At 71.0% G+C, this 18280-nt stretch carries 18 protein-coding genes; 7 read left to right on the forward strand and 11 right to left on the reverse strand.

The window, feature by feature from the left end; genetic code table 11:
* Positions 1-18: 18 nt before the first annotated feature.
* Positions 19-1341 (forward strand): zinc-dependent metalloprotease, encoded by a 1323-nt coding sequence (locus H4Q84_RS07435; protein WP_248582753.1) that lies wholly within the window; start codon positions 19-21, stop codon positions 1339-1341.
* Positions 1338-1892 carry an NUDIX domain-containing protein gene (locus H4Q84_RS07440; protein WP_248582754.1) on the forward strand — a complete coding sequence of 185 codons (555 nt, stop codon included), beginning with the start codon at positions 1338-1340 and terminating at the stop codon, positions 1890-1892. Before H4Q84_RS07435 ends, H4Q84_RS07440 begins: the two co-directional genes overlap by 4 nt.
* A 27-nt stretch (positions 1893-1919) precedes the next feature.
* Here the strand turns inward: H4Q84_RS07440 and H4Q84_RS07445 are convergent, their stop codons facing one another.
* The 3 genes from H4Q84_RS07445 to H4Q84_RS07455 all read right to left on the reverse strand — a co-directional run bounded on the left by H4Q84_RS07445 (position 1920) and on the right by H4Q84_RS07455 (position 4619).
* A complete protein-coding gene (locus H4Q84_RS07445) occupies positions 1920-2456 on the reverse strand; it encodes a M48 family metallopeptidase (RefSeq protein WP_248582755.1) in 537 nt (178 codons plus the stop codon).
* Entirely contained in the window at positions 2453-3511 is a 1059-nt protein-coding gene (locus H4Q84_RS07450) for a PHP domain-containing protein (protein ID WP_248582756.1), read from the reverse strand. The genes H4Q84_RS07445 and H4Q84_RS07450 overlap by 4 nt, the downstream gene beginning before the upstream one ends.
* A gap of 307 nt (positions 3512-3818) precedes the next feature.
* Positions 3819-4619 (reverse strand): enoyl-CoA hydratase-related protein, encoded by an 801-nt coding sequence (locus H4Q84_RS07455; RefSeq protein WP_248582757.1) that lies wholly within the window; start codon positions 4617-4619, stop codon positions 3819-3821.
* Positions 4620-4802: 183 nt separating this feature from the next.
* Between H4Q84_RS07455 and H4Q84_RS07460 the strand changes: the two genes are divergently transcribed.
* Positions 4803-4961: a DUF5679 domain-containing protein gene (locus H4Q84_RS07460; RefSeq protein WP_248582758.1), complete on the forward strand. Its 159-nt coding sequence runs from the start codon at positions 4803-4805 to the stop codon at positions 4959-4961.
* 117 nt (positions 4962-5078) lie between these two features.
* The gene (locus H4Q84_RS07465) at positions 5079-5879 is read left to right on the forward strand and encodes a hypothetical protein (RefSeq protein ID WP_248582759.1); all 801 of its coding nucleotides are present in this window, start codon (positions 5079-5081) and stop codon (positions 5877-5879) included.
* 12 nt (positions 5880-5891) lie between these two features.
* Here H4Q84_RS07465 and H4Q84_RS07470 read toward each other — a convergent pair whose 3' ends face one another.
* From H4Q84_RS07470 to H4Q84_RS07490, 5 genes are all read right to left on the reverse strand, one after another.
* Complete coding sequence (locus tag H4Q84_RS07470; RefSeq protein WP_248582760.1) at positions 5892-6143, reverse strand: hypothetical protein; 252 nt, start codon at positions 6141-6143, stop codon at positions 5892-5894.
* A 36-nt stretch (positions 6144-6179) separates the two neighbouring features.
* The gene (locus H4Q84_RS07475; RefSeq protein WP_248582761.1) at positions 6180-6380 is read right to left on the reverse strand and encodes a hypothetical protein; all 201 of its coding nucleotides are present in this window, start codon (positions 6378-6380) and stop codon (positions 6180-6182) included.
* 38 nt (positions 6381-6418) lie between these two features.
* Entirely contained in the window at positions 6419-6706 is a 288-nt protein-coding gene (locus tag H4Q84_RS07480) for a WhiB family transcriptional regulator (protein ID WP_248582762.1), read from the reverse strand.
* 114 nt (positions 6707-6820) lie between these two features.
* Complete coding sequence (locus H4Q84_RS07485) at positions 6821-7030, reverse strand: hypothetical protein (protein ID WP_248582763.1); 210 nt, start codon at positions 7028-7030, stop codon at positions 6821-6823.
* Between the two features lie 143 nt (positions 7031-7173).
* The gene (locus H4Q84_RS07490) at positions 7174-9225 is read right to left on the reverse strand and encodes an ATP-dependent DNA helicase UvrD2 (RefSeq protein ID WP_248582764.1); all 2052 of its coding nucleotides are present in this window, start codon (positions 9223-9225) and stop codon (positions 7174-7176) included.
* A gap of 89 nt (positions 9226-9314) precedes the next feature.
* Between H4Q84_RS07490 and H4Q84_RS07495 the strand changes: the two genes are divergently transcribed.
* Positions 9315-9563 (forward strand): mycoredoxin, encoded by a 249-nt coding sequence (locus H4Q84_RS07495; RefSeq protein WP_248582765.1) that lies wholly within the window; start codon positions 9315-9317, stop codon positions 9561-9563.
* Positions 9564-9585: 22 nt separating this feature from the next.
* Here the strand turns inward: H4Q84_RS07495 and nudC are convergent, their stop codons facing one another.
* Complete coding sequence (gene nudC, locus H4Q84_RS07500; protein WP_248582766.1) at positions 9586-10530, reverse strand: NAD(+) diphosphatase; 945 nt, start codon at positions 10528-10530, stop codon at positions 9586-9588.
* Positions 10531-10562: 32 nt separating this feature from the next.
* Between nudC and deoD the strand changes: the two genes are divergently transcribed.
* Complete coding sequence (gene deoD / locus H4Q84_RS07505; RefSeq protein WP_248582767.1) at positions 10563-11267, forward strand: purine-nucleoside phosphorylase; 705 nt, start codon at positions 10563-10565, stop codon at positions 11265-11267.
* Here the strand turns inward: deoD and H4Q84_RS07510 are convergent.
* Positions 11248-14475, reverse strand: a complete 3228-nt coding sequence (locus H4Q84_RS07510) for a UvrD-helicase domain-containing protein (protein ID WP_248582768.1) — start codon at positions 14473-14475, stop codon at positions 11248-11250. The genes deoD and H4Q84_RS07510 overlap by 20 nt on opposite strands.
* Entirely contained in the window at positions 14472-17678 is a 3207-nt protein-coding gene (locus H4Q84_RS07515) for an ATP-dependent DNA helicase (protein ID WP_248582769.1), read from the reverse strand. The genes H4Q84_RS07510 and H4Q84_RS07515 overlap by 4 nt, the downstream gene beginning before the upstream one ends.
* A 56-nt stretch (positions 17679-17734) precedes the next feature.
* On the opposite strand from H4Q84_RS07515, the gene H4Q84_RS07520 reads away from it, so the two are divergent.
* Positions 17735-18271, forward strand: a complete 537-nt coding sequence (locus H4Q84_RS07520; protein ID WP_248582770.1) for a TIGR03086 family metal-binding protein — start codon at positions 17735-17737, stop codon at positions 18269-18271.
* The last annotated feature ends 9 nt before the right edge of the window (positions 18272-18280 follow it).

Consider the following 18280-nt stretch of genomic DNA (forward strand, 5'->3'; position numbering starts at 1 on the left):
GGTGAGTACCGTAGGGACATGGGTTTCACGAATGATCCGACCAGTCCCCCGCCCGAAGAGCCTGAGCAGAATCCCTTCAAGGGCACCCCGTTCGAGCAGCTCTTCTCCGGTGCGGGCGGCGGCGCCGGGTTCGGCGGCATGGACCTCTCTGCCCTGATGGGCCAGATGCAGGCGATGATGCAGCCACACGACGGCCCCATCAACTGGAACGTCGCCATCGACATGGCGCGGAAGGCCGCGGCCCAGCAGCCCGACCCCTCCCCCACGTCCCGCGACAAGGACGCCATCGCCGATGCCATGCGGCTGGCCGACCACTGGCTGGACTCCGCGACCGACTTCCCGTCCGGCGTCACCACCACTGCGGCCTGGAGCCGCGCCGAGTGGATCGTCAACACAACCGACGCGTGGAAGGTGCTGGTCGAGCCGATCGCCAGCCAGGCCGTCGAGTCGCTCGGCAACGCGCTGCCCGAAGAGGCCCGCGCGATGGCCGGTCCACTGATCGGCATGCTGTCGCAGGCCACCGGCGCGATGGTGGCCAGCCAGGTCGGCTCCGGGCTCGGCGCCCTCGCCGGCGAGGTGCTCGGCGCCACCGACATCGGGCTGCCGCTCTCCGCGCCCGGTGTGGCCGCCCTGGTGCCGACCAACGTCGCTGCGTTCGCGGGCGGGCTCGACGTCGGCGATGACGACGTGCTCCTCTACCTCGCCCTGCGCGAGGCGGCGCACCAGCGCCTCTTCGCCGCTGTGCCGTGGCTGCGCGAGCACCTGATCGGTGCCGTCACCGACTACGCCCGTGGCATCCAGATCAACACCGCGGGGATGGAAGAACAGGTCCGCGGGCTCGACCTCAGCAATCCCGCGGCCCTGCAGGACGCCTTCGAGGGCGGCATGTTCGACCTCGCCCAGTCGCCCGCCCAGCAGGCCGCGCTGCAACGCCTCGAGATCACCCTCGCTCTCGTCGAGGGCTGGGTCGACGAGGTGGTGGGCCAGGCCACCGCCGAGCGGATGCCGACGGCCGGCAAGCTGCAGGAAGCAGTACGCCGACGCCGTGCGGCTGGCGGTCCGGCCGAGCAGACCTTCGCCTCGCTCGTCGGTCTCGAGCTGCGCCCACGCCGGCTGCGTGACGCCTCCACGTTGTGGAGCTCGCTGCGCACGCGCCAGGGCACCGAGGCACGCGACGGAGTGTGGATGCACCCCGACCTGCTGCCGACGGCGGCCGACCTCGACGACCCGCTCGGCTTCCGTGAGGATGCCGCCGCGCCCGACTCGCTCACCGACGAGGACTTCGAGGCAGGTCTGCGGGATCTCCTCGACGGCACCGGCGACGACCGTCCCAAGGAGTGACGCTCCACGCCGACGCGCTCGGGGCGCTCGAGCGCTGGACCCCGCCGTCGACCGATCAGATCGCCCACCGCAACCGTTTCGTCGCCCACCTGCGCGCCCAGCCCGACGGGATGACCCGGGCGTCGTTCCCCGACCACATCACCGCCGGCACGCTGGTGCTGTCAGCGGACCTCGACCACGTGCTGCTCAACCTGCACCGCAAGGCGCGGCGCTGGTTCGCGTTCGGCGGCCACTGTGAACCCGATGACCTGACGCTCCTCTCCGCGGCAACGCGCGAGGCCGCCGAGGAGTCCGGGATCGCCGGGCTCGACGTCGACCCGGTGCCGGTGCATCTCGACGAGCACACGGTCGGGTTCTGCGACCCGCGCGGGCCGGTCGCCCATCTCGACGTGCGCTACACCGCGCGTGCTGCTGCGGACGCCGTACACGGGGTGAGTGAGGAGTCGCTCGACGTGGGCTGGTGGCCCGTCACGGAACTGCCCGAGCTGGAGCCGGAGATGCTGACGCTGATCGAGCTCTCGCGTGCGCGGTGGGCGCAGCGGGTCTCGTAGCGTCGCCGGCTCCTGGCGCGGGAGCAGTCAGTCGACCGGGTCGCCGTCGTCGGGCGGCTCCATGTTGGCCGAGGCCGACCAGCCGATGAGGTAGCCCTTGGCGCGCTCGGCCCTTGGGAAGCGATCGACCCAGGCCCAGAAGTTCGCGTCGTGCGCGGGCTCGAGCAGGTGGGCGAGCTCGTGGACGAGCACGTAGTCGATCACCCAGGTCGGCATGCCCTGCAGCCGTTCGGACAACCGGATCGACCGGTCGCCCGGCGTGCACGAACCCCAGCGTGAGCGCTGGTTGACCACCCAGCGCACCGATTCGGGCAGCGCGAGGCCGCCGAAGATCTCGTCGTTGAGCTGCCGGGCGCGGGCCATCAGCTGGTCGTCGCTGGGGCGCTTGCGGGCCTCCGCCTTCTCGAGACGGGCGACCATCTTGGCCACCCACGAGGCCTCGTCCTTCTTGCTCATCGTCGCTGGGATCATCACCACGAAGCGGTCTCCGTCGCGATATGCCGAGACCGTACGGCGCCGGCGCGACGAGCGTCGTACCTCGACCTGCGGCTCCTGGTCGGTCATGACGACCCACCAGCCGCCCAGGCGAGCAGCCGGTCGCGCGGCCACGTGTTGACGACCCGGTCTGCCTCGATGCCGGCGGCCTCGGCGCGTTCGCAGCCGTAGGGCAGGAAGTCGAGCTGGCCGGGCGCATGCGCGTCGCTGTCGATCGAGAACAAGCAGCCGATGTCGCGAGCGAGCTCGAGCAGCTTGGTCGGCGGGTCGCGGCGCTCGGGACGGGAGTTGATCTCGACCGCGACGTCGTGCTCGGCGCAGGCCTCGAACACCGCCTTGGCATCGAACTGGCTCTGCCCGCGGGTGCCGCGGTTGCCGGTGACGAGCCGGCCGGTGCAGTGGCCGAGCACGTTCATCCGGGGGTTGGTGATCGCACCGATCATCCGGCGGGTCATCGCGGCCTGCTCCATCTTCAGCTTCGAGTGCACGCTGGCCACCCGCAGGTCGAGGCGGGCCAGCATCTCGTCGGTCTGGTCGAGGTCACCGTTGTCGAGGATGTCGACCTCGATGCCCTTCAGCAGGGTGAATGCCCCACCCAGATGGGTGTTGACGGCGTCGACGACGTCGAGCTGGCGGGCCAGCCGCTCGGCGCTGAGGCCGTGGGCGACGGTGAGCCGGGGCGAGTGGTCGGTGAGCACGAGGTAGTCGTGACCGAGCTCGATCGCCGTGAACGCCATCTCCTCGATGGGCGAGCCGCCGTCAGACCAGTCGGAGTGCGAGTGCAGGTCGCCACGCAGGGCGGCCCGCAGCGTCACGCCACCCTCGGTCACCGGCCCACCGTGCTCGCGCTCGAGGCGGGCCAGCCGCTCGGGCAGTCGTCCCTGCGCCGCCTCGGCGATGACCGACGCGGTGCTGGCGCCGATACCGGGCATCTTGGTGAGCGTGCCTGCGTCGACGTGCGCGGCGAGCCCGTCACCCAGCGCAAGCACCGTCGCTGCAGCCGCGCGGAACGCCTTCACCTTGTAGGTGTCCTCTCGGGCGCGCTCCAGCAGAAACGCGATCCGGCGCAAGGCGCCCACGGCACCGCCGTCGTACGGCTCTCCGGCACTGGCTACGTCGACCAACTCTTCCTCCACATCCGCTTGCCGCCATTGTGGCTGGTCAGGCGCCTGTACGACGCGAAGCACCGCGTGTCCTGCACAGGCTCATCCCGCGCGGTACCCAGGTTCTCCACGGATCCCACGCTCCATCCACAGCTCTGTCCACAGGGTTTTCCACAGGGGTGGACAAGCTGCGCTGACCTCGGCGGCCGCGGACTCCTGGCGTTGCGCCCAGCTGAGGCCCGCGGCCCATCTGCGCTGGGTTCGGATGGGGAAGGCAAACGCCGGGTGGAGCGGCAGGGGGCCTCTTCTTCTGCGTGCGGGCTCCGGCTCAGCGGCCGCCGAAGACGGGCGCCCGCTTTTCACGCGCGGCCGCGACGCCTTCCTGCAGGTCGGCGGTCGCCAGCGTGACGGGCTGCGCCAGCGCTTCCCACTGAAGGCAGGCCTCGAGGTCGACGTGCCCGCTGCCGGCCAGCGCCAGCTTGGTGAGCCGGCTGGCGATCGGCGCGGTGCCCGCGATGCCGGCGGCAGTGGCCAGCACGTCGTCCAGGAATCCCTCGGGCGCGATCACGCGCGACACCAGACCCAAGGTCAGCGCCTCGTCAGCCCCGACCAGCCGCCCGGTCAGCAGGAGGTCACGTGCCGCGGCGCGGCCGACCACGTCGGGCAGCAGGTAGGTGCCGGCCATGCCGGCGTGCATGCCGAGCTTGACGAAGGGCGCGCCCAGGCGAGCCCCCGCCGCGGCGTACCGGATGTCGCAGGCAAGGGCCAGGCACAGCCCGGCGCCGATGGCGTGCCCGTTGACCGCGGCGATCGTCGGCACCTCGAGCCGCCGGATCGACAACCACGCGCGGTAGAACGGCATCATCCGCTCGCGCAGCTCGTCGACGGTCGCCTCGGGTTCGCTCGAGATCCAGTTCGTGTTGCCGCCAGAGCAGAACGCACTGCCCTGGCCCGTCACGACGACCGCGCGCACCGTGCGGTCGGTGGCGATCGCGTCGATGGCCTCGACCCACGAACGCGTCATGTCGTCAGACATCGCGTTGCGCTGGTCGGGGTTGTCGAGAGTGATGAGTACGACGCCGTCGGAGGGTCGCTCGAGACGCAGATGTGCGTAGTCGTGGTCAGCCATGGCGTGAGGATACGAGGGTCGGCCGGACCCCGACACGACCACGCTTGGAGGGGTGCCTCCTACGCCTGCGCTCAGGCGTGAAGTAGGGTCGTTCACGGCTCAGGGACACCCGTCCCGGGCACCGGCGGGCTTCCCCAGATCCCCCGCCGCGACGACCGAAAATTTATAGGCAAGGAGGCCGTCATGGCGGAGACCTGGAGCGGCGAGTTCTACTGCGTGAAGTGCAAGGAAAAGCGTGAGGCAGAGGGTGAAGTCAAGGTCAATGACAAGGGCACCCGGATGGCCAAGGGTGTCTGCCCCGTCTGCGGCACGAACCTGAACCGCATTCTCGGCAAGGGGTAACCAGCCCCCCAGCTGACACGGCGGCGTCATCCTCACGGGTGGCGCCGCCGCTGTTCATTTTCAGGCCCTGTGGATGACGGCCGCGCTCCCCTGCCCCGCGGTGCGAGGGTGGGCGGCATGCGTGACGACGACACGACCCGGTGGGTGCGGTTGCGATCGGGCGTCCCGGTCGTACGCCGCGACGACGGCCACCTGCAGGTCGGCTCCCACCCGGAGGCCAGCGTGGTCGTCAAGGCCACCGAGCCGTACGTCGACCTGTTGGACCAGCTGACCCACGGACTCGACCCCTCGGTGCTCGGGTCCGGCCAGGCAGCACTCGTCGCTCGTCTCGCCGCCGCCGGCCTGGTCGTCGACCCGGGTGAGCGTGATCGTCGGCTGCTCCGCCGCGCCGCGACCCTCGTCGAGATCGTCGGCTCGAGGCCGTGGCAGGACGACTTGGCCGCCCGGCTGGCCGACGTCGGCATCCGCACCGGCGTTGAGCCAGACGCGACCGACCTGGCCGTCGTACTCACCGCGGGCGAGCCCGACCGCGACCTTGCCGACCGCCGCCTGCACTCCGACCAGACGACGCTGTTCGTGGCCGCGATCGACGGAAGAGTCCGGCTGGGGCCGTGGGTGGTGCCGGGTCAGACGGCGTGTCTCCAGTGCCTCGACGCGCACGCCCGCGAGCGCGACGCCCGGCACCCGGTGCTGGTCGAGCAGTGGAACTCCGCCGAGCACGTGGCCGAGGTCGAGCCCTCGCTGGTGTCGCTCGCGCTGGCCTGGGCCTGCGCCGACGTCGTGCGGTGGTGCCATGCGCAAGCCCCGACGACCTGGTCGTCGACCATCTGGCTCGACGAGAACGGGCTGCCCGACATCCGGTCGTGGACCCGGCACGCGTGGTGCGGCTGCGGGTGGGCACTCGACGTCACCGGCTGACGCGCGGTCGCGTCACCACCACTCGCTGTCGAGCTTGCCCTCCATGGCCCGCAGGTGGGTGCGCGAGCAGGTGTCGCAGAAGGTGCGCTTACGGCCGCGCTCCACCGACGTGGTCCAGGTCAGCGTCTCGACCTCGGTCTCGACGGTCCGGCCGCAGAAGTCACACGTCAACACCTGATCGAGGCTACGCCCGTCACGCTCCGGACGCACGAAGAGCCGGGTACGACGACGGTCGTCGTACCCGGCTCTTGTCGGAGTTGTCACGCGGCGATCAGGTCAGGTGCTGGTGACTGGCCCTGATCAGAGAGCGCGGGCGAGAGCGAGACGTGCGTTCTGCGCAGCCTGCTCAGCCTTGCGGCTCATGCGACGTGCCACGGCCAGCTGGTGGCCGCGCCGCAACTGCTGCGCCTCTCCCAGGCGCTCGGTCATTTGTGCGCGCGCGAGACTTTCGTACATGAGATTCATGTCGTTACGTCCTTCGGTCTTCGAGTTGAGGTTCATCGAGGTGTGGCTTCTTTCGTGATGTGGAGGTCCGCCGCTCAGGCAGCCACCCCGTCGTCGGTGTTCTTGCGGGGTCGACCGCGTGGGCGCTTGCGCGGGATCACCACGCCTTGCAGGAAGAGCTCGCCGCCCCAGACACCCCACGGCTCACGCCGTTCGAGTGCGTTGTCGAGGCACATCGCCTGGACCGGGCAGTCCTGGCACAGGGCCTTGGCGTGCTCCACGTCGATGGGCGATTCGGCGAACCACAGGTCCGGGTCGTTGATGCGACACGGTGCCTGCGTCTGGAGTTCTTCCGATACGCGGTCGAGAACACTGATGGTCATGTAAGTCACCTCCTCTGCTGACCTGATCGCTGATCTGATGGTTCTGGAGAAACAGAAAGGCCGCGGATCCCTGATTCGGGTTCCGCGGCCTGGAGGCGCCGGTGCTGTTGGGTTTCAACAGGACGGTGGTCTCCAGGCAGTGGTCCCCGGGAACGAACCCTGGGCGGTCGCGACAACGGTGGCGTCCGTGCCAAAGCCGCCGAGCTGACGCACGGGCTCCGTGATGACCGAGCCAGAGCAGGCAGGGGTCGCGAAGGTGGCGCCGTGAACGGGCATGCCGAAGGACGGCTTGAGGGCCGTCATCGTGTAGATGTTCTTGGTCATGCGTGCCACCTCCTTCGGTGCTTCGTGCGCGAACCGTGCCAAGGTCCTGAGCGCGTGGACTGGATGAGAGAAAACTATCGCGCCGCCCGCGTAATGGGCAAACGATTTAGTGGGTATTTCCTTGAAATTCTTCGAGTTGTTGCTCAGACCAGCAGAGCGAGCACCTCGGAGCCGTACTTCTCGAGCTTCGTGGGCCCCACCCCGGCGATCTTGAGCAGGCCCGCATCGGTGCTGGGCTTGTGCTCGGCGATCAGCTGGAGGGTCGCGTCGGTGAACACGACGTACGGCGGCACCTCGTCGTCGCTGGCCCGCTCACGCCGCCACGTGCGCAGCGCCTCGAACAGCGCCTCGTCGTAGGACGCCGGGCAGTCGGCACACCGGCCGACCTTCTTCTGGGCCGCGGTGTCCAGGGGCTTGCCACACTCGCGGCAGTGCACGGCCTTGCGGTTGCGGCGGGCACCGGGGACGTTTTGGCCTTTGCTGTGAACCGTTCGTGAATCGGTGAGCACGCCGTCGAGGAAGCGTGACGGCTTGCGACTGGCGCGGCCACCGGGGTTGCGGGCGGCCGACCACGAGATGGAGAGCTCGCGGCGGGCACGGGTGATGCCGACGTAGAGCAGGCGGCGCTCCTCCTCGATCTCGGCGAGAGACTCGGCGTAGATGATCGGCAGGGTGCCCTCCTGCATGCCGCACAGGAACACTGCGTCCCACTCGAGGCCCTTGGCGGCGTGCAGCGTCGCGAGGGTGACGCCGTCGGCCACCGGGGCGTGCTGCTCGGAGGCGCGCCGGTCGAGCTCGTCGACGAAGCCACCGAGGTCGAGAGGGTCGGCGGCGGCGTACTCGACGGCCTGGTCGACCAGCGCTTGCAGCGACTCCCACCGGTCGCGGGTCTGGCCCCTGCTCGTGGGCGCCTCGGTCGACCAGCCCATGCCACCCAGCGTGGCCCGGACGATATCGACCAGCGGCTCGTCGGCGGACTGCCCGCCGCGCGCCGTGCCGCGCAGCATCGTCACGGCCTGGCGCACCTCGGGCCGGTCGAAGAAGCGGCGGGCGCCGCGGATGACGTAGGGGATGCCGCGGACGGCGAGCGCGTCCTCGTAGGCCTCGGACTGGGCGTTGATGCGGAAGAGCACCGCGATCTCCGACGCCGGCGTGCCCGCGGCGCGGAGCTCGGCGATGCGGTCGGCGACGTGCTGGCCCTCGGCCACCTCGTCGGGACACGCCTGCGCCACCACGGTCGGACCGGTCGGGCGCTGGGCCACGAGCTGGACACCCTGGCTCGGGGTGCCGGCCAGGATCTGGTTGGCGAAGCCGACGATCTCGGGCGTGGAGCGGTAGTTGCGGACCAGATCGATCGACGCCGTCTCGGGGAAGCGGGTCGCGAAGTCGCGTAGGTAGGACGCCTGTGCACCTGCGAAGGAGTAGATCGTCTGGGCGGGATCACCCACCACGCACAGCTCGTCGCGGCCGCCGAGCCACAGGTCGAGGAGGGCGTACTGGATGGGCGAGACGTCCTGGAACTCGTCGACGACGAACCACTTGTACTGCTGGCGCACCTGGGCAGCGACGCGCGCGTCGTCGGCGAGCATGCCTGCGGTGAACAGGAGGACGTCCTCCATGTCCATCCGGCCCTGCTCACGCTTGGTCTCCTCGTAGGACTCGAAGACGCCGGCCACCACCTCGGGCGCGACGTCTCCGACGCTCCGTGCGCGCTGCGGGGCGATGCGGGCGTAGTCGTGCGGCGAGACGTTGCTGACCTTGGCCCACTCGATCTCGGAGGCCAGGTCGCGCAGCAGCGCCTGGTCGGTGGTCAGCCGCCGTCGGCGCACGGCCGTGGAGAGGATGCCCAGCTTGGACTCGATCAGCGTCGGCAGCTCGTTGCCGTGGAGCCGCGGCCAGAAGAACCGCAGCTGCCGCAGTGCGGCCGAGTGGAACGTGCGGGCCTGCACACCGGAAGCGCCCAGCACCCGGAGGCGGCCGCGCATCTCGCCGGCCGCACGCGTTGTGAACGACAGCGCCAGCACCTCGGTCGGCGCATAGATGCCGGTGGCGACGCCGTGCGCGATGCGGTGGGTGATCGCGCGGGTCTTGCCCGTGCCCGCGCCCGCGAGCACGCGCACCGGACCGCGCAACGTCTCGGCGACGAGGCGCTGCTCGGGATCGAGCGCCGCGAGCAGGTCGTCAGTGGTGGGCACCGGGGCAGACAACGCGGGGAACAACTCCTGAACCGTCGTGGTTGGATCTGGTGCCAGTAACCCTAGACGTCCGAGGGGACAGTCCTGCGATGAGCGAAACCTTCACGATGTACTCCACCCCGTGGTGCGGCTACTGCCAGCGCCTCAAGGGCCAGCTCGACCGCGAAGGCATCCCCTTCGAGATGGTCGACATCGAGCAGGTGCCAGAGGCCGTCGCGATCGTCGAGAAGGCCAACAACGGCAACCAGACCGTCCCGACGCTGGTCTACTCCGACGGCTCTGCGCAGACGAACCCGTCGCTGATCCAGATCAAGGACAAGCTCGCTTCGCTGGCGTGACCCGTCCGGCAGCGCGGCGGGGCTACCAGCCGCCGGCCAGTGACTGGCCGACCCAGTGCTCGAGCAGCGACGACGAGATCGACACGCTCTGCGGTACGACGACCCTGCCGGCCGCCGCGTCGGCGATCAGCTGCTCGCGGGTGAACCACCGGGCCTCCTCGATCTCGGCGCCGTCGACGTCGATCCGGTCGCTCGTCGCCCGGGCCATGAAGCCGACCATCAGGCTGGCGGGCAGCGGCCAGGGCTGGTTGCCGAAGTAGGCCACCTCGCCGACCGGGGTGCCGACCTCCTCCATCACCTCGCGGCGCACGGCGTCCTCGAACGTCTCGCCCGGCTCGACGAAGCCGGCCAGTGTCGACCAGCGGCCCGCGGGCCACAGCGACTGGCGGCCGAGCAGGATCCGCTCGTCGGGCGACCCGGGCTCACCGAACGTGACGGCCATGATCACGGCCGGGTCGGTGCGCGGGAACTGCGGCTTGCCGCACGACGTACACACGAGCTCGTGCCCGGCATGGCGGGACTCGAGCTTGCCGCCGCAACGCGGACAGAACTTCGTCGCCCAGTGCCACTCGGCCAGGCCGATCGCGTGGAAGAGCAACGGTGCTTCGTCCCGGCCACCCTCGGCGAGATGCCTGAAGACCCCGCGCAGGCTGACCCATTCCTCCGGCTCCCCCGGCACCGTCGTCGGGTCACAGAGCAGCGCGAACCGGGTGACGCCGTCTCGCTCCCCCAGCAGCACGCGGACGCCGTCGTCTGGCGCGTCGGCCGACGCGACCCACGAGACAGCCCCTTCGACCGGTCGGATCAAGGTGCCCGAGACGACCAGCACCTTCGTGGTCGGGTCGGCCCAGCGAGCCGCCAGCCAGTCGTCGTCGGTGCGCAGCATGCCTTCGCGGTTGTGCGCGTGGGCCGAGAGGGCCAGGTGCGGAAGGCTGGTGCTGCGGTCGCTGGTGTCCTGGGTGGTCACAGCGCAACCGTACTTGGGTAGTTTCCACACCCATGAGCACCCACATCGGCGCCGCCGCCGGCGATATCGCACCCACCGTCCTGATGCCCGGCGACCCCCTGCGCGCGAAGTGGATCGCCGAGACGTTCCTCGACGACGCCCGCTGCTACAGCCAGGTGCGCGGCATGTACGGCTACACCGGCACCTGGCGCGGCCAGCCCGTCTCGGTCCAGGGCTCCGGCATGGGCCAGCCGTCGCTGGCGATCTACGCCCACGAGCTGTTCACGGAGTACGACGTGCAGTCGGTCATCCGGGTCGGCTCGTGCGGCGCGCTCACCGAGAAGATCGCCATCCGCGACGTCGTCATCGCCTCGGCCGCGTGCACCGACTCGTCGATGAACACGCACCGCTTCCACGGCTACGACTACGCCCCGGTCGCCGACTTCGGCCTGCTGAGGGCGGCGTACGACGCGGCGGTCGCCCTCGGGATCGACCCGCACGTCGGGCTGATCTTCTCGAGCGACTCGTTCTACTCACCGCGCGTCGAGCTGATGGCGCCGATGGTCGAGCACGGCGTGCTGGCGGTGGAGATGGAGGCGAGCGCGCTCTACACGCTGGCCGCGAATCACGGTCGGCGTGCGCTGGCGATCTGCACTGTCTCCGACCACATCGTCACCGGCGAGGAGACGACATCGCAGGAGCGGGAGCAGACGTTCGGCGCGATGGTGGACATCGCGCTCACTGCTGCGCTGGCCTGAGCAGCTCCGCCAGCCCGGCCCGGTCGGGCAGGTCCGTCGGCTCGACAGTGTGACCGGTGCGCACGTAGTGGAACGCCGCGCGCACGCGCTCGAGGTCGATGCCGTGCAGCTCGGCCCATGCCACGCGGTAGACGGCGAGCTGCAGCGGATCGGCCATCTCGTGCCGGTTGGTCTTCCAGTCGACGAGCAGGAACCCGTCGCCGTCGGTGAAGACCGCGTCGATGCGTCCTCGCACGACCTGACCGTCGAGCACCAGCGCGAACGGCGCCTCGACGGAGTGCGGCAACCGGTCGGCGAACTCGCCTGCCTCGAAGGTCGCGATCAGCTCAGCCAGGTCGTCTTTGTCGTCGATGCCGGTGTCGAAGCGACCGGGCAGCTCGTCGGGGTCGATCAGCCCCTGCTGCCCGAAGCGCGACTCCACCCAGGCGTGGAAGCGGGTGCCGAACCTTGCCGACGCCGACGGCTTGCGCGGCATGGGCCGGGCCAGATCGGCTGCGAAGCGGTCGGGATCCTCTCTCAACCGGGCCAAGGACGTGGCCGAGAGGCTGCTCGGCAGGCTGACCTCGATCGTGTCGGCGCGGTCACGCCGTGCCTCGCCGAGCAGTCGGGTCAGCTCGGCGTCCCACTGGGCCACCTGGTCGGCGATCAGGATGTCCTCGACCGCCTCCTCGGGCTCACCGTCGCGCAGCTGTTGCTCGGCAACCGCGAGACGCTTGGCGGCATCTGCACGGCGCTCGACCTCGGCCGTGTGGTGCGACATCGGCCACTGCTGGTCGGGGTCGTCACTCGCGTAGGGGCTGACGCCGGTCTTGCCGACCGGCGGCTGCCAGGTCTCGGGCTCGCCACCCCAGCCCTCGACCGCCTCTCTCGTCGCCAGGAGGTACGAGGACGCGCCGAGCCCGCGCTTGAGCGACGGGTGCCAGCACCAGGCGCTGGCGAAGAGGTCGTGCCGGGCGCGGGTCCACGCGACGTACGCGAGCCGGAGCTCCTCCGTGGCCTCGTGCTTCTTGGCGGCCGCGGCGTACGCCTTGATGTCGTCGGGCCGGTGCCCACCGAGCTTGGGCAGGTCGCGGTAGTCGCCGCGCAGCACGTTGGGCATCACGGACGGCACGGTGAGCCAGCTGCTGCGGGACTGGTTGGTGGGGAACTTCTGCTCGGTGACGCCCACCAGGAACACGGCGTCCCACTCGAGCCCCTTGGCGCGGTGCACCGTCAGCAGCTTGACGGAGTCGGCCTCCGACGGGGTCGCCACGTCGAGACCCTGACCGAAGCTGTCCTCGGCCTCGAGCCAGGCCATCAGCGCGGGCAGGGTGACCTGTCCGTCGACCGCCTGGAACTCGGCGACCGCCTGCACGAACAGGTCGAGGTTGTCGCGTCGCGCGCCAGCGGCCGGGCTCACCGATGAGGCCAGCTCGATGTCGATGCCGGTCAGGTCGATGATCCGGCGGACGAGGTCGAGGATCGGCTCGTTGGCGGCAGCACGGAGCCGGCGCAGCTCTGCAGCAAGCAGGGCGAAGCGCGCGGACGCCTGCGCGGAGTAGGGCAGGTCACCGGGGTCGTCGAGCGCATCGCCGAGGGCCGCCATCTCGGTTGGATCGGACCCGTCGACCGCGGAGGCGAGCTCGTCGGCGACGCTCGGCGCGTCCGTCGCCCGGCGGCCTGCGGGGCTGGCCAGCTCTCGAGCCCGGCGACCGAGTAGCGCGAGGTCGCGCGGACCGATCGCCCAGCGTGGCCCGGCCAGCAGGGTCAGCAGAGCCGGGTTGGCGGTCACGTCGGAGACCAGGCTCAAGGTGGCCACCACCTCGGCGACCTCGGGCAGCCGGAGCAGCCCCTTGAGGCCGACGATCTCGACCGGGATCTCGCGCAGGGTCAGCGCGTCGAAGACGTGGGCGGCGTGCGCGTTGTTGCGGGTCAGCACGCCGATCTCGTTCCACATCGGCGTCTCCATTGCGTCGCGGGCGGCGATCACCTGGTCGGCCAGCCAGTCGAGCTCGTCGTGGTACGTCGCGTGCAGCGCCACCGTCACCGACCCGTCGGCCGCCTCGGGCTTGGGCTCGAGCGGCTGCACCTGCGCAAGGTCGGCGTACAGCGCGGAGGCGAGGTGGTTGGCGGTGTCGAGGATGCGGCGGTCGGACCGCCGGTTGACCGTGAGCGGGAACGTCGTCGGGTCGCCGTCGAGAGCCGGGAAGTCGTGGCCGAAGTCGAGGATGTTGGAGACCGACGCGCCGCGCCAGCCGTAGATCGCCTGGTTGGGGTCACCGACTGCGGTGACCGGATGTCCGAGGCCAGAGTCGGGGTCGGGGCCGGAGAAGAGCCGGCTGAGCATCAGCGCCTGCGCGACCGAGGTGTCCTGGTATTCGTCCAGGAGCACCACCTTGAACTTGCCGCGCTCGATCCCGCCCACTTCGGGGCACTGCTCGGCCAGCCGGGCGGCGAGCGCGATCTGGTCGGAGAAGTCCATCAGCCCGAGGTGAGCCTTGAGCGCGCGGTAGCCCGCCACGAGATCCAGCAGCTCGGCCCGGCGGTCGATCGCGAGAATCGCCTTCTCGTTGACCGCCCGGTAGGTCACCCGCGACTCGTCGGCCATCCCGTCGACGAACAACGAACGCTCGGCGGCGTCGTGGGCACGCACGGCGGCGGGGTCGACGAGGTGCTCGCTCATCTCGGCGTCGAGTGACAGCAGGTACTGGACGACGTGCGTCGGCGAGTCGGTGAGGTGCTCGACGTCACCGGTGTGACGTTGTACGGCGCGAGCGGCCAGCTGGTAGCGCGAGGCGTCGGCGATCAGCCGGGCGTCGGGCTCATGGCCGATGCGCAAGCCGTGCTCGGACAGCAGGTTGGCGGCGTAGGAGTGGTAGGTGGAGACGGTGGGCTCCTCCACCTCGTCGGCCTCGTCGACGGCCCGGACGCCCGGCACCGCGACCAGCCCGGCCGCGCGCAGCGACGACCTGATGCGGTGCGCCAGCTCGGCGGTGGCCTTCGTCGTGAACGTCAGGCCGAGCACCTCGTGCGGCTCGACCCGGCCGGTCGCCACCAGCCAGACGACGCGCGCGGCCATCACGGCTGTCTTGCCGGAACCGGCGCCGGCGATGACGACGGCCGGCCCGAGCGGTGCGGTGATCGCCGCGAACTGCTGGGCACTGAACGTGAAGTCGGTGCCCATCACGTCACGCAGCTGCTCGGGCGTGGTGATCTCGCGCGCCGTCATGACAGCACCGAGCCGGAGCTCTTGTCGGGACAGATCGCGGTGAATGCGCACCGCTCGCACTGCTTGCCGGGTCGTGCCACGAAGTCCTCGGTGCGCAGAGTGCGTGATACCTGCATCAACTGGCGCTCGACCAACGTGGTGCCGTCTGGGCCGGGCTGCTGCGGATCCTGCGTCTGCTCCTTGGGCAGCTCGGTGCCCTTGCGCAGCTGCACGAGCTGGGCCCCGCCCGGCTCGGCGGGTCGCCCGACCAGCTCGTCGGCGGCACCGTGCGCCACGGCGTGCTGGTAGACGCCGAGCTGGGCGTGCTCGGCGACCTCGCCCGCGGTGGGTGGGTACTTGCCGGTCTTGAGGTCGACCACGACGACACGGCCGGCCTCGTCGAGCTCGAGGCGGTCGGCGTAGCCGTGGAGGCGGATCGCCTGCCCGTCGGGCAGCGTCACCTCGGCACGCACCTTCGCCTCGGTCGACAGGAGCACGCGCGCCCCCGGCCGCTCGTGCCAGGCCACGAACCTGGCCAGCGCGTCGTGCACCTCGGCCCGCTCACGCGACGCAGACCACGGCGTGCGGAAGTCCATCCGGCCCCACACCTCGTCAACCAGGCGCATCACGTCGTCCATCAGCTCGGGCCCGCTCGCCAGCTCGTCCTTTGAGATCCGGTCGGCGAGCGCGTGTACGACGTTGCCGAAGCCCTGCATTGCCGAGCTCGGCACCTGGCCGCCCGCCTCACGGGTCAGGAACCACTGCGCCGGACAGCTCAGCAACCCCTCGACGGCGCTGGCTGAGAGCACCAGCGGCTCGTCGCCGGGCCGGACCGGCTGGTCGGCACGGCTCGGGCTGCGCAGCCCCCACCACGTGGACGGGTCGGCCTGCGGGGCCACCGCGCGACCGTGCACCTGCGTTGCTGCGAGCATCGCCAGCCGTCGTGCCGCCGCGTCGCGCAGCGACTCGGGCTGGGCCGGATCGGCGAGAGTGCGGCGCAGCTCGGCGACGAGCCCGGCGAGCGACAACGGCCGCTTGGGTCGCCCGACACGGTGCACGGGCGTGACCCCCAGCTCGTTGATGAACCTCGACGGCTGCTCACCGTCGTCGTCGGGCGAGGCGACGGCCGTGACGACGAGTCGCTGGCGGGCACGGGTGCTGGCGACGTAGAAGAGGCGGCGTTCCTCGGCCAGCATCGCGGTGGTCGTGACGGGCGGCAGCAGGTGGTCGCGGCTGATGCGGTCGGCCGAGAGCAGGGAGTCGCGACGCCGCAGGTCGGGCCAGCTGCCGTCCTGCACGTGGGCGACGACGACGAGCCGCCACTCGAGGCCCTTGGACCGGTGCGCGGTGAGCAGCCGCACCGCCTCGCCGCGCACCCCGCGGTCGGCCAGGGTGTCGGCCGGGATCTGCTGGCCGACGAGGGTGTCGAGGAACGCCTCGACGGAGGTGTGGCCCTTGCGCTCCTCGGTCTGCGCGGCCACCTCGAACAGCGCGCAGATGGCGTCGAGGTCGCGGTGGGCAAGCCGTGCGCCATGCCCGCCGTTGCGGGTGGCCGACCGCAGGCGGCGACCCCAGTCGGTGCCGTCCCACAGCACCCAGAGCACCTCTTCGACGGTGTCACCCGCGGCCAGCGACTCGCGCGCGGAGGCCAGCAACCGGGCGAAGCGCGATGCCCGGTCGACCGACTCACCCGTCAAACCTTCGAGGAACCCCGGCTCGACGACCGCCCGGCGCAGGAGCGCGCGGGACGACGAGCCCGTGTCGTCACGCTGGCGCAGCACCCGGGCCAGGGCGCGTACGTCGGTCGCGTCGAGGCCGCCGATGGGCGAGGTGAGCAGCGAGTCGATGCGGTCGTGCCCGACGTAGCGGGGATCCTCGGGCTCGTCGACACCGGCGTCGACCACAGCTCGCAAAACGTCGAGCAGCGGGAGCACGGCCGGCTCCCGCGCCAGCGGCGTCTCGTCGCTGGCGACCTCGACCGGCACGCCCGATCCGGCCAGCGAGCGCCGCAGCGCCGGGATCGTCGCGCGACCCGAACGCACCAGCACGGCCATGTCGGCCCACGCCACTCCGTCCTCGAGGTGGGCGCGCCGCAACAGATCGGCCACCTGCTCGGTCTCGGCCCGCGCGGTGTCGAAGGTCAGCACCTCGACGTGCCCGGGCCCGAACTCGTGCACGACCGGAGTCGGGTGCCGGAACGCGTCGTAGGTGCCGGCCGGGATTGCGCCGGTGATGCCGATGCCGGCCGCGATCGAGCGCGACGCCGTGAGCAGCCGGGAGCCGAACCGCCTGGTGGTGCCCAGTGCGATCACCGGCGCCGCTGCCCCGCCGGCCTGCGGGAAGTCGTGGGGGAAGTCGAGGATGCCACGAACGTCGGCTCCTCGGAATCCGTAGATCGACTGGTCTGGGTCACCCACCACCACCAGGTCGCGGCCGTCGCCCGCGATCGAGCGCAGCAGCCGCACCTGGCTGGGGTCGGTGTCCTGGTATTCGTCCACGAACACGGCCGTGAACCGCGCCCGCAGCTCGTCGCGGTGCAGCTCGGCCTCGACGACCGCGCGCGCGACCAGGTCGGCGTAGTCGATCGCGCTCTGGTCGCCGAGGTTGTCGAGGTACTGCGCCATGAAGGCGCCCGCCGCCTCGAACTCCGGCACGCCCTCGGCCCGGCCCAGCGCCACGAGGTCCTCGGGGTCGAGCCCACGCTCGCGTGCCCGGGCGAGCACCGCATGCACCTCGCGCGCGAACCCCCGCGTGCCCACCGCAGCCCTGAGCGAGTCGGGCCACCGCACTGCTTCTGGCGTGTCGGCCAGCAGCTCTTGCAGCACGACGTCCTGCTCGGGCGCGGACAGCAGCCGCAACGGGGCGGCGTACAGCTCGGCAGGCGCGTAGCGACGCACCAGCTGATAGGCGAAGGAGTGGAAGGTGGAGCTGATCGAGGTGGCGGTGGTGCGGCCGAGGCGTGCGGTGACCCGGTCGCGCAACTGCTCGGCGGCCTTGCGCGAGAAGGTCAGCGCCAGCACGGAGTCAGGCTGCGCGCCCCGCTCGACCCGGTCGACGATCGCCTCGACCAGGGTCGTCGTCTTGCCGGTGCCCGGCCCGGCCAGCACGAGCAAGGGACCGCCGGGGTGCTCGACGACCCGGCACTGGTCGGCATCGAGCTCGGGGACCGCGACCGGCGCGTGGGCACGCGCCAGCTGGTAGGTCGCGGCTCCGGCTTCGGTCATGCACCCAGCCAAGCAGAGGGCTCCGACATGTCGGCGGAACGGCCTACCGTTGGGCCATGACCACCACCAACGAAGCCGTCATCGTGCTCTCCCGCTCCCTCGACCAGACCGGGGACGTCCTGGCAGCGGTCCACCCGGACCAGCTCGCCCTGCCCACCCCGTGCACCGACTGGGACGTCGCCGAGCTCATCGGTCACATCACCTCGAGTCCCCGCAACTTCCTCGCGATGCTCCGCGGCGAGGAGACCGACTGGTCGGCTGGCCCGGTGCCGGCCACCAGCGGTTGGGCGGCAGAGTTCCGCGCGGCGGCCGACGACCTCATCCACCACTGGCACCAGCAGGGTGACGACGCCGACGCCGGGCAGGTCGACTGGCAGACCGCCGAGATGGCCGTCCACGCGTGGGACCTGGCTCGGGCGACCGGACAGTCCGTCGACGCCTTCGACCCGGAGGTGGCAGAACGCGGACTGGCCTTCATGAGCGCCGGGCTGACCGACGACAATCGCGGTCCTGCGTTCGCGTCCCCGGCCCCCGTGCCGAACGACGCCCCCGTCTACGACCGGCTCGCTGGGTGGGCCGGCCGCACGCCGTAGTGCCTCAGG

This window comes from Nocardioides sp. InS609-2 (genome assembly GCF_023208195.1).
Classification (GTDB): Bacteria; Actinomycetota; Actinomycetes; order Propionibacteriales; family Nocardioidaceae; genus Nocardioides.